Raw genomic sequence first — 11,299 nt, 5'->3', positions numbered from 1 at the left:
GGGTAAACCGGGCGGGTGACCGGCTCAGTCCTCCAGCGTGATGGCGTCGACCCGGTCCGGATAGAACGCCACGTGGTCCCGGATCGCCGCGACGGCCGGGTACGGGTCCCCGTAGCTCCAGACCGCGTCGGGGCGCCGGGTACCGTCGACGACGAGGTCGAAATAGTGGGCGTCGCCCTTGTACGGGCAGTGTGTGGTGCGCGCCGAGGCGACGAAGCGATCGGCCCGGATGTCGCTCCGCGGCACGTAGAAGACCGGCGGATACTGGGCCTCCTGCAGCCGGAGGGCGTTCCGGCTCTCGGCGACCGCGACACCCGCCACGACGACGCGGACGCGGCGGGGCTCGGGCTCGATGGTGATCGGGTGGTCCGGTCCAGGCACCTTCATGGCGTGCTCCCTCCCTCGGGCTTCAACTCGACGGTTCCGAGCGCGTCGGCGAGACGCGTCTTCGCGGTCCCGGGCCGAAGCGGCTTCTGCTGGGTCTCGTGCGGGACCCAGCCCGAAAGCCACAGCACCTCGAAGGTGGCCCGCACGCGCCCATCCGGATCCGCGAACCGCTCGGCATAGATCTCGGCCGTCCGCAGGAGCGTCGCCCGCCGCAGCGGCGTCCGCCGCCGCTCGGTGAGCACGTTGGTCATGCCCATGGCTCGCAGATCGCGCATCAGGCCGAACGGATCGGCGTAGCGGACCGTCAGCGTATCGGTATCGGCCACCGGCAGGGCGAAACCGGCCCGCTGGAGCAACCCGCCGGCCTCACGCACCGCCGCGAAGGGCGCCACGCGCGGGCTGATCCCACCCTCGACCTCGCTCTCGGCCTGGGCGAAGCTCTGGCGCAGCTCGGTCAGGGTGGCGCCGCCGAGCAGGCAGCCGAGGAACAACCCGTCCGGCCGCAGGGCGCGGCGCAGCTGGATCAGCGTGCCCGGGAGGTCGTTCACGGCGTGAAGGCTCAGCAGCGAGACGGCGAGGTCGAGGCTTCCGGCCGCCAGCGGCAGCGCCTCCGGGTCGCCGACGATCAGGCCGCCGCCCGTCTCGGGCCGGGCCGCGAGACGGAGATGCCGCGCCTCCGGATACCGGGCCGCGAGCATCCGGGCCGCCACCGGGACGGGCGTCGCGAGGTCGAGCACCGAAGTGAAGCGGCGCAGGACCGCCCCCAGGCGGTCATCGAGATCCTCGGCGAGCCGATCAACGAGGAAGCCCGCGTAGCCGCGGCCCTGGGCTCGGGCGAGGCGACGGCGGGCGAGGGCCGTGTCGAACAGGGCGGAGGGAGCATCCATTGCGGGGGAGATGGCATCTGAAGCCGTCCCGCGCCACCTCTCGCACGGCCGCGCGCACGGATCCGTGAGCCGCGCTAGAATGTCGGAACGACTCGGCAGCGTCGCTGTTCCTGCTGCAACCGGCTTAAACGGCCGAGATTCGTCATGGAGCATTGATCATGAAGCGTATGCTCGTCGGGGCCGCCGTGGCCCTCACCACCCTCGCGGCCGCCGGCGGTGCCGAAGCCAAGGGCTGCATCAAGGGCGCCATCGTCGGCGGCATCGCGGGGCACTATGCCGGCCATCACGGCCTCGTCGGCGCTGCGGCCGGCTGCGCCATCGGCCGTCACCGCGCCAACGCCCGCGACCGCCAGATGCAGCAGCAGCAGATGGCGCCGCAGGCGCGCCCGGTCTCGGCCCAGTAGAGGCGCGGATTCGGGCGGCGCGTCCGCCGCATGACGGCTCTCGAGGCCGTTGCAAGGACCCTGCGCGGACTGCCGCGCGGGGTCGTCTCGCTAATCTATCCGCCCACCTGCGCGGGCTGCGGCGGCGCCACCGCGGATCCCGGCGCCCTGTGCCCGGCCTGCTGGTCGAGCCTGCGGCTGATCGAGGAGCCGGTCTGCCAGCGCTACGGGACGCCGTTCGCGGTCGATCTCGGGGTCGGCCCGTTGCTCTCACCCCGGGCGATCGCCGAGCCGCCGGTCTTCGAGCGTGCCCGGTCTGTAGCCCTGTACGACGCGGTGGCGCGCCGCCTCGTCCATCGCCTGAAATACGAGGACCGCCTCGATCTGGCCCGCGTCATGGCCCGGATGATGGCCGCGAGCGGCCGAACCCTGATCGCCGACGCCGAATGCGTGATCCCGGTACCGCTCCACCGCGGACGCCTGTGGCGCCGGCGGTTCAACCAGTCCGCCCTTCTGGCCCGGGCGATTGCCGGACCGGCCGGGCTCCCCTTCGTCGCCACGGCGCTCGTGCGCGTCCGCGCGACGCGGTCCCAGGTGGGTTTGAGCCGTGCGGCCCGCGCCGAGAACCTGAGCGGCGCCTTCCGCGTGGCAACCGCCGAACAGCACCGGATCCGCGGGCGCCGGATCCTCCTCGTGGACGACGTCATGACCACCGGCGCGACCGGCAACGCCGCCGCTCGGGCATTGTTGCGCGGCGGGGCACGGTCGGTCGATCTCCTGACCTTCGCGCTCGTCGGCGACGCCGCCGGGTAAGCGCGCGGGCTCTCCGCGTGGAAGGCGCTCGCGGATTCAGGCCGGGGGCCGCATCTGCTCCGGAAAGCTTGCCGCCAGGGTGAAGTCGAAAGCCTCCGCGATCCCTTCGTACCAGAGGGAGAACGGCGTCGGACGCGCGAGGTGGAGGGCGCCCTCGATCTCACGCCCCTCGTGCTGGAGGGCCGCCCCGTGCTTGGCCGCGAGGCGCAGCATCGGTCCGTTCCCCGACAGGCAGCGCACGTGCAGATCGACGACGCCGCGATGCCGCGCCGAGCGCGCGATCCGCGCGAACAGGGCGGCGCCGATGCCGCGCCGACGGAATGCCCGCTCCACCGCGAAGGCCGCCTCGGCATGCGGCCCCAGGACGTAGCGCGAGGCACCCGGTACCATGGGCCGCAATTCGCCGAGGCCGCGCAGCGCACCACCCACGAACGCGCCGTACATCACGCCCTCGGCGGTCAGGGCCTGCGTGGCGTAGGCCCGGACCCCGGCCTCGCTGACATTGCCCATGAAGCGGCTCGCCCGGGTCTCCGGATCCAGCCGCAAGAAATAGTTCAGGACCGCCGTGCGGTCGGCCGGCCACAGACGGCGGACGGTGTGGGCCAGACCCTCGAGGGCTTGTGCCGCCATGATGAAGCTCCGGTTCGTGCGCGGTGCCGCGCAGGGAGATCCGGACGCTCCTCCCAAAGACGGAGCGGATCTCGCATCCTCAAAGTCGTTGTGCAATGCAGCGAAACGCTTGGCTGACCCTCCGCGGATCTGCCATGCGCAGGGCCGATGGGACGCTTTCCTGCGACTGTTCAGCCGCGGGGTTGATTCAGGCCGAGCTTGCGCGGCACTGGAACAGGTCCCGGGTCGTTGACCGCCGACGCGGGCGCGGGGGGTGCCGAACCGGTGCCGCGACCAGCAGCGAGGAACCGGCGGCGTGAACGACAGATCCGGCAAGCACATCGCCCCGTCGCCGGCGGCGCGGGCCAGCGCGGTCTCGCCTGGGCCGGTCCACGAGCGCTACGAGGCCCTGGTCGCCACCGGGGCGATCGAGCGCGATCCGGCCCAGGGTCATCTGGTGCGCGCCCTCGACCGCTTGGTCCTGGACCTGCAGCGTCGCAAGCGCGCCAGCAAGACGAGCGCCCTCGGCTGGCTGTTCCGGCGCAAGGACGAAGCCGAACCGATCCGGGGCCTGTACGTCTGGGGCTCGGTCGGGCGCGGGAAGACCATGCTGATGGACCTGTTCCACGAGGCGGCCCCCGAGCCGAAGCGGCGGGTCCATTTCCACGGCTTCCTGGCTGACGCACACGAACGCATCCACGCCTACCGGCAGGCGCTCAAGGCCGGCACCGTCAAGGGCGACGACCCGATTGGGCCGGTGGCCGACCAGCTCGCCGACGAGGCGACATTGCTGTGCTTCGACGAGTTCACCGTCACCGACATCGCCGACGCGATGATCCTGGGTCGCCTGTTCAACCACCTGTTCCGGCGGGGCGTCACGATCGTCGCAACCTCGAACGTCGAGCCGGACAGGCTCTACGAGGGCGGGCTGAACCGGGCGCTGTTCCTGCCGTTCGTCGCGACCCTGAAGGAGCGCGTGGACGTCGTCCGGCTCGACGCCCGTACCGACTTCCGACTGGAGAAGCTCGGCGGCGCGGCCGTCTATCACGTTCCCGCCGACGCCAAGGCGCGCGCCGCCCTCGACGCCGCCTTCAAGGGACTGACCGGAAAGGTTCGGGGCCTTCCGGCGACGGTCACGGTTCACGGCCGGGCCGTGGAGGTCCCCGAGCAGGCGACCGGCGTCGCCCGGTTCGGTTTCGACGATCTCTGCCGCAAGCCGCTCGGCGCCTCCGACTACATGGCGCTCGCCCGCGCCTACCACACGGTCATTCTGGACGGGATCCCGGTCATGGCTGAGGCGGACCGGAACGAGGCCAAGCGCTTCATCACGCTGGTCGACACGCTCTACGACCGGCACGTGAAGCTCGTGGCCTCCGCGGACGCCGACGCGCAGGAGCTCTACACCGCCGAGACCGGCCGCGAGGCCTTCGAGTTCGACCGGACCGTCTCGCGCCTCATCGAGATGCGGTCGCGGGAATACCTCGCCCAGCCGCACGGCCGGCCCGATTCCGAGGCGTCGGGTGCCAGCACCGGGCTGGTGGAGACGTGAGCGCCCCGTCTCGCGTCGGATCGATCTTCTCCTTGCGTCGGCGGAACTGGCGCAGCGCCGGCCCGCTCGGCTGGCTCCTGGGCTCCCCGGCGGCGTTCGTCCTGCTGGTCGTCGCCCTGGGCAGCGGCACGGCGAACTACCTAACCGGCGAGGCCGACCGGACCGCGACGGCCCACGCGAACGACACCGTCGCCGGGATCGAGCGCCTGATCTCCGAGGTGAAGGACCTGGAGACGAGCGAGCGGGGCTTCGTCCTGGTCGGCAGCGAGGATTACCTCACCCCCTACACGAGCGCCCTCACCAAGATCGAGACGGAACTCGCCGGCCTCGGCTCGGCCGCGCAGGATCCGGTCCGCGCCGGCGGCCCCTCTCTCGCCGGACTGATCGCGCAGAAGCGGGACTTCGCGGCCCGGGTCGTGGCGGCGCGGCGCAATCAGGGGTTCGAGCCGGCCATCGAGCTGGTCCGCACCGGCGAAGGCAAGCAGCTGATGGACGCGATTCGCGCCGAGGCGGCGGCCCGTCAGGCCGCGACGCTGGAGCGTCTCGCCACCCTTCAGGCGATCGAGGGTTGGCGCGGGCTCCTGCTGTTCCTGCTCTCGGGGGCGGCGGCGCTGGGCGCGATCGTGCTGCTCGCGCGCCTCGCTCTGGTGCGCCGGCAGGAATCCCTGCGCATGTCGCGCCTGCTCGACGGCGTGCTCGCCAACGCGCCGGTGGGCCTCGGCTTCCTCGACCGCGACCTGAAGATCCGGCACATGAACCGGGCGCTCGCCACGATGAGCGAACGCGGCTTCGGGGCCGATCTCGGCGCGCCGATCTGGGCCATGCTTCCGACCCTCCGGGAAGAACTCGCCCTGAAGCTCGCCGCGGCCCTGAAGGACGGCCTGGTCTCGCCGAACGTCCCGGTGGCCGTGCCGGCTCCCTCCGCTCCCGGCGGTGTCCGCCACTTCTCGATGAGCTTCTACCCGCTCCGGGGCGTGGAGAGCGCCGCGACCGATGAGAACGTGGAGGGCGTCGGCCTCGTCGTGGTCGACGAGACCATCCGCCATTTGGCCGAGGCCCGTCTGCGCCGCAGCGAGGAGCGGTTCCGTTCGCTAATCGAGGCCAGCGCGGCCATCGTCTGGACCGCCAACCCGGAGGGCAGCCTGCACCGACGCCAGGTGGCCTGGAGCCGCTTCACAGGTCAGGACGAGGCCGCCTATGCAGGGCTCGGCTTCCTGGATGCGGTCCATCCCGAGGATCGCCCGCACACCCGGGCCGCGTGGTCCCGCGCCCTGAGCAGCCTTGAGCCCTACGCGACGGAGCACCGGATCCGCGCGGCCTCCGGGGCATACCGGCACATGAGCGTGCGCGCCGTTCCGATCCTCGAATCCGACGGTACCCTGCGCGAATGGGTCGGGACCCATACGGACATCACCGAGCGCAAGGAGGCCGAGGCCGCCATCGAGGCGGCCCGGGCCGCCGCAGAGGCCGCCAACGCCGCCAAGAGCCAGTTCCTGGCCAATATGAGCCACGAGTTGCGCACCCCGCTCTCGGCGGTGATCGGCTATTCCGAGATGGTGCAGGAGGAGCTGGAGGATATCGGCGAGGCCGACTTGGTCGCCGACATGAAAAAGATCGAGACCAACGCCCGGCACCTCCTCGGCCTGATCAACGACGTGCTCGACATCTCCAAGATCGAGGCCGACCGGGTCGAGGTCTACGCCGAGGATTTCGACGTCGCCACCGTGGTGCAGGAGGTCGCCGTCACGGTCGAAGGTCTGATCGCCAAGAAGGGCAACACCCTGGCGCTGGCGCTGGAGGCGGATCTGGGCAGCGCCCACACCGACGTCACCAAGCTGCGCCAGTGCCTGATCAATCTCTTGAGCAACGCCGCGAAGTTCACCGAGAACGGCCGGATCACCCTGTCGGTCGCCCGGGCCGACACGACGATGCGCTTCTCCGTGACCGATACCGGGATCGGGATGACACCGGAGCAGGTGGGGCGGCTGTTCGAGCGCTTCACCCAGGCCGACGCCTCGACGACGCGCCGCTTCGGCGGGACCGGGCTCGGCCTCGCGATCACCCGTGCCTTCGCCGAGATGCTGGGCGGCGCGATCGCCGTGGAGAGCCGGCAAGGGGAGGGCACCACCTTCACGCTGACCCTGCCGGTCCGCTTCGAGACCGGTGCGGCGGAGGAAGCGGATGCGGACAGCGCCGCCGGTCCCGGCGAACGCGGAACCATCTTGGTGATCGACGACGACGCCGCGACCCGGGATCTGCTCGCCCGCTTCCTGGAGCGCGAGGGCTTCTCGGTAACGGTCGCCGAGGACGGGCGGCGGGGGCTCGATCTCGCCCGCAGCCTGCACCCGCGGGCGGTGCTCCTCGATGTGACCATGCCGCAGATGGACGGCTGGGCAGTGCTGCGGGCCATGCGCGCCGATCCCGAGATCGGCGCGACACCGATCGTGATGGTGACGGTCCTGGACGAGCAGAACCTCGCCTTCTCGCTCGGCGCCACCGACTACCTGCAGAAGCCGATCGACTGGGGAAGTCTGCGCCAGATCGTCGACCGCTTCCGGCCTTCGGCCGGTAGCGGGCCGATCCTCGTCGTCGAGGACGAGGCGGACGTTCGGGGCCATGTCTGCGCCTATCTCGAGCGCGAAGGTTTTCCGGTGCGCGAGGCCGAGAACGGCCTGCGCGCCCTCGCGACCCTCGAGTCGGAACGGCCGTGCCTGATCCTGCTGGATCTGATGATGCCCGAGATGGACGGCTTCGCCTTCCTGCGGGCGCTCCGGGCGCGCCCGGACAGCCGCGACGTGCCGGTGGTCGTGCTCACCGCCAAGGACATCACGGCCGAGGATCGGCGCCGACTGGCCGGTCAGGCCGACCGGGTGCTCACCAAGGGATCGACCGGTCTCGGCGAACTTGCCCGGGAATTGCGGGCCCTGGTCCCGACGATGGACGGCGCGGGCTGACCGGGAAACCGCAACACGAGCCGGGCGAGCCGACCCGGCAGCGCCCGACGGGACCGTGCGATCACCCCCGTCGCGCGGACCCGCGGTGCGGATTCACCCCCCGCGGAACGCCAGCATCAGCGCCCCGGCGGCAATCGCCCAGAGAGCCAGCGTCGACCAGATCGCCCGATAGCGTTCGTTGCGGGCGAAGCGCTCCAGGCGGCGGGCATCGCCCGTTCCGGCCTCGTCGAGGCGCACCAGCACGCGCTTCAACCGCATGGCGAGATCCGGAATATCGCCGACCACGTCGGAGACCACACGCAGGGCCTCCAGGCCGCTCTGCGCCCGGCCGACCGGGCCCATGTTGCGGGCGATCCAGGCGCGCACGACCGGCTCGGCCGTGGTCCACATGTCGAGCCGCGGGTCGAGGGAGCGGGCGACGCCCTCAACCACCACCATGGTCTTCTGGAGCATCACCAGCTCGGTGCGGGTGCTCATGTCGAACAGGGCCGTCACGTCGAACAGCAGGGTCAGGACCTTGGCCATCGAGATCTCGTCGGCCCGGCGCTGGTGGATCGGCTCGCCGATCGCCCGGATCGCCTGCGCGAAATCCTCCACGGAATGGTGGGCCGGCACGTAGCCCGCCTCGAAATGGACCTTCGCCACCCGGCGATAGTCGCGCAGGATGAAGCCGAGCAGGATCTCGGCGAGGAACCGGCGCTCGTTCGGGCCCAGGCGGCCCATGATGCCGAAATCCACCGCCACCAGGCGGCCCTCGGCGTCCACCAGCAGGTTCCCCTGGTGCATGTCGGCGTGGAAGAAGCCGTCGCGGATCGCGTGCCGCAGGAAGCTCTGGATGACGGTCCGCCCGATGGTCTGCGGGTCGTGCCCCTGGGCGGCGATCTCCGCCGCGCTGTGCAGGCGGGTGCCCTCGATCCACTCGGCCGACAGCACCTCGCGGGCGGTCAGCTCCCATTCGGGCTTCGGCACGCGGAAGTCGAGGTCGTCCTTGGTGTTCTCGGCGAGCTCGGAGGCGGCGGCCGCCTCCAGGCGGAAATCCATCTCCATCAGCACCGAGCGGGCGAGGATCTCCACGACTTCGCGGGGACGCAGCCGCTCCGCCTGCGGGGACAGGGCGTGCACCACCCGGGCCATGAAGCGCATGACCTCGAGGTCGCGCATGAAGCGCTCGCGGACGCCCGGCCGCATCACCTTCACGGCCAGCGCGCGCTGCGTGCCGTCCGCATCCTGGACGATCGCCTTGTGGACCTGCGCGATGGAGGCGGCGGCGATCGGTTCGCTGAACGACACGAAGAGCTGACTGACCGGCTTGCCGAGCGCCGTCTCGACGGTGCGGAGCGCGACCTCCTGCGGGAAGGGCGGAACCCGGTCCTGCAGCTTCTCCAGGTCGAAGGCCGCCCGCATGCCGACGATGTCGGGCCGCGTCGCCAGGAACTGCCCGAACTTGACGTAGGACGGGCCGAGGCGGGTCATGGCCGCCGAGAGCCGAGCGGCGCCGTCGTCGAGACCCGGCCGCTCGAGGGAGCGGCCGAGCCGCAGGGCGAGCCGCAGATGCGGCGGCAGCTCCGCGGGATCGGCGAAGGCGAGGGCGCCCTCGCGGGCCAGCACGAAGCCGACCCGCGCGCCGCGGAACAGGTTGATGGCGGCGCTGATCACCGGTGCTGGCTCCCGTCGCGCACGGCGGCGGTCAAGAGACCTTCCAGCCCGAATGGATCGCCACGATCCCGCCCGTGAGCGGCCGGTCGGTGACGTGCCGGAAGCCGGCACGCTCGATCATGCCCGCGAAGGCGCCGCGCGTCGGAAACTTCCGGATCGATTCCACGAGGTAGCGATAGGATTCCGCATCCCCGGCGACCCGGGCGCCGATGCGCGGGATCACGTTGAAGGAATAGGCGTCGTAGATCCGGTCGAGCAGCGGGATGTCGACGGCGGAGAATTCCAGGCAGAGGAAGCGCCCGCCGGGCTTCAGCACCCGCCGCGCCTCGGCGAGCGCCGTCTCGATCCGCGGCACGTTCCGGATGCCGAAGGCGATCGTGTAGGCGTCGAAGGTCGCGTCCGGTAGGGGCAGCGCCTCGGCGTTCCCGGTCACGAACGCGATCCGGTCGCCGGCCTCGTCGAGCTTGCGCTCCCGGGCCCGCTCCGCGCCGACGCGCAGCATCGACTCGTTGATGTCGAGAACCGTGACCCGGGTGCGGGGGCCGCCCGCGGCCAGGACCCGGAAGGCCACGTCGCCGGTGCCGCCGGCGACATCGAGATGCGCGAAGGCCCGGTTCTGGGAGGGCCGCAGCATCGAGACGAGCTGCGCCTTCCAGGCCCGGTGCAGGCCCGCCGACATCAGGTCGTTCATGATGTCGTAGCGGCGGGCGACCGAGTGGAAGACGCTGTCGACGCGCCCCTGCTTCTCGTCGAGCGCCACGCGCTCGAAGCCGAAATCCGCGCTCGCGCGCTCAGACGCCCCGTTTCCGGCCTTCATGACGCTCCCATTCCTCGATGGGCGCGTCATAGCGAAGGTCGGGCCCGGCCGCCATGCGTCGAAACACGCGGCTTGGGGACCGACCCCGATGCTGAGACGCGCCGAAGTCCTGTCTCAGCCGACGCGCGCGCGGAGCGCGTCCGCCACCGCCGCCGCCATGGCCCGGGTGCCTATCGGGTTCGTGCCCTCGCCGGCGATGTCGGCCGTGCGCGCACCGCCCGACAGGGCGTCGGTGATGGCGCCGTCGAGGGCGTCGGCGGCGTCGCCGAGGCCGAAGGAATAGCGCAGGCACATGGCGAGCGAGCCGATCATGGCGATCGGGTTCGCCTTGTCCTGGCCGGCGATGTCCGGGGCCGAGCCGTGGACCGGCTCGTACAGCGCGCGCCGCAGGCCGCCCGCATCGACCGCACCGAGCGAGGCGGAGGGCAGCATGCCCAGGGAACCGGTGAGCATGGCGGCGATGTCGGAGAGCACGTCGCCGAACAGGTTGTCGGTCACCAGCACGTCGAACTGCTTCGGCCGGCGCACCAGCTGCATGGCGCAGTTGTCGGCCAGGATGTGCTCCAGCTGGAGGTCGGCATAGTGCTCCGCATGGACCTTGGTGACGACCTCCTTCCAGAGGACACCGGACTTCATCACGTTGTGCTTCTCGGCGGAGGCGACCCGTCCCGAGCGCTTGCCCGCGAGGTCGAAGGCCACATGGGCGATCCGCTCGATCTCGGCCGTGGTGTAGACCTGGGTATCCACCGCCCGCTTGGAGCCGTCCTCCAGCACGGTGATCTCCTTCGGCTCGCCGAAATAGACGCCGCCGGTGAGCTCCCGGACGATCATGATGTCGAGGCCCTCGACCAGTTCCCTCTTCAGGGCCGAGGCTTCGGCCAGGGCCGGGTAGCAGATCGCCGGACGGAGGTTGGCGAAGAGGTCGAGTTCCTTGCGCAGGCGCAGCAGGCCGGCCTCCGGGCGGTTCTCGTAGGCGACGCCGGCCCATTTCGGCCCACCGACCGCGCCGAGCAGGATCGCGTCCGCATCCTTGGCGCGCTGCAGGGTCGCGTCGGCGAGCGGGCTGCCATGGGCATCCAGCGCGCAGCCGCCGACGAGGTCGGTCTCGGTCTCGAAGGTCGCGAGACCGGTCTCCTTGAGCGCCTCGAGCACGACCTGCATGCCGGCCGCCACCTCCGGACCGATCCCGTCGCCGGGGAGGAGCAGGAGCTTGTAGCTGGCCATGACGGTCTCGCGGGTTGGTC

Annotated in this window: 10 protein-coding genes; 4 read left to right on the top strand and 6 right to left on the bottom strand. The window is 71.3% G+C overall.

Annotation, left to right across the window (positions count from 1 at the left end; translation table 11 throughout):
- Positions 1 to 24: 24 nt before the first annotated feature.
- Together P9K36_RS14960 and P9K36_RS14955 are read right to left on the bottom strand one after the other, a co-directional pair.
- Positions 25 to 387, bottom strand: coding sequence for a DUF427 domain-containing protein (locus P9K36_RS14960; protein WP_043757821.1), 363 nt, complete (start codon positions 385 to 387; stop codon positions 25 to 27).
- A complete protein-coding gene (locus P9K36_RS14955) occupies positions 384 to 1,274 on the bottom strand; it encodes a methyltransferase domain-containing protein (protein ID WP_043380670.1) in 891 nt (296 codons plus the stop codon). The genes P9K36_RS14960 and P9K36_RS14955 overlap by 4 nt, the downstream gene beginning before the upstream one ends.
- A gap of 158 nt (positions 1,275 to 1,432) precedes the next feature.
- Between P9K36_RS14955 and P9K36_RS14950 the strand changes: the two genes are divergently transcribed.
- Positions 1,433 to 1,678, top strand: coding sequence for a hypothetical protein (locus P9K36_RS14950; RefSeq protein WP_043355746.1), 246 nt, complete (start codon positions 1,433 to 1,435; stop codon positions 1,676 to 1,678).
- Positions 1,679 to 1,708: 30 nt separating this feature from the next.
- Positions 1,709 to 2,470, top strand: coding sequence for a ComF family protein (locus P9K36_RS14945; protein WP_043757819.1), 762 nt, complete (start codon positions 1,709 to 1,711; stop codon positions 2,468 to 2,470).
- A gap of 36 nt (positions 2,471 to 2,506) precedes the next feature.
- On the opposite strand, the gene P9K36_RS14940 is transcribed toward P9K36_RS14945, so the two are convergent.
- A complete protein-coding gene (locus tag P9K36_RS14940; RefSeq protein WP_278307251.1) occupies positions 2,507 to 3,100 on the bottom strand; it encodes a GNAT family N-acetyltransferase in 594 nt (197 codons plus the stop codon).
- A gap of 295 nt (positions 3,101 to 3,395) precedes the next feature.
- Here P9K36_RS14940 and zapE point away from each other — a divergent pair, with 295 nt between their 5' ends.
- Together zapE and P9K36_RS14930 are read left to right on the top strand one after the other, a co-directional pair.
- A complete protein-coding gene (zapE, locus tag P9K36_RS14935; RefSeq protein ID WP_043757815.1) occupies positions 3,396 to 4,628 on the top strand; it encodes a cell division protein ZapE in 1,233 nt (410 codons plus the stop codon).
- Positions 4,625 to 7,582, top strand: coding sequence for a response regulator (locus P9K36_RS14930; protein WP_043757813.1), 2,958 nt, complete (start codon positions 4,625 to 4,627; stop codon positions 7,580 to 7,582). Before zapE ends, P9K36_RS14930 begins: the two co-directional genes overlap by 4 nt.
- Positions 7,583 to 7,675: 93 nt before the next feature.
- Here the strand turns inward: P9K36_RS14930 and ubiB are convergent, their stop codons facing one another.
- From ubiB to leuB, 3 genes are all read right to left on the bottom strand, one after another.
- Positions 7,676 to 9,238, bottom strand: a complete 1,563-nt coding sequence (gene ubiB / locus P9K36_RS14925) for a 2-polyprenylphenol 6-hydroxylase (protein ID WP_043345888.1) — start codon at positions 9,236 to 9,238, stop codon at positions 7,676 to 7,678.
- Positions 9,239 to 9,269: 31 nt separating this feature from the next.
- Positions 9,270 to 10,055, bottom strand: coding sequence for a bifunctional demethylmenaquinone methyltransferase/2-methoxy-6-polyprenyl-1,4-benzoquinol methylase UbiE (gene ubiE, locus P9K36_RS14920; protein ID WP_043345890.1), 786 nt, complete (start codon positions 10,053 to 10,055; stop codon positions 9,270 to 9,272).
- Positions 10,056 to 10,169: 114 nt separating this feature from the next.
- Positions 10,170 to 11,279, bottom strand: a complete 1,110-nt coding sequence (leuB, locus tag P9K36_RS14915) for a 3-isopropylmalate dehydrogenase (protein ID WP_043380654.1) — start codon at positions 11,277 to 11,279, stop codon at positions 10,170 to 10,172.
- Between the last annotated feature and the right edge of the window lie 20 nt (positions 11,280 to 11,299).

Origin of the sequence: Methylobacterium sp. 391_Methyba4 (genome assembly GCF_029691625.1) — a bacterium.
GTDB lineage: Bacteria > Pseudomonadota > Alphaproteobacteria > Rhizobiales > Beijerinckiaceae > Methylobacterium > Methylobacterium fujisawaense.
This window is presented reverse-complemented; position numbering and strand designations above follow the sequence as displayed.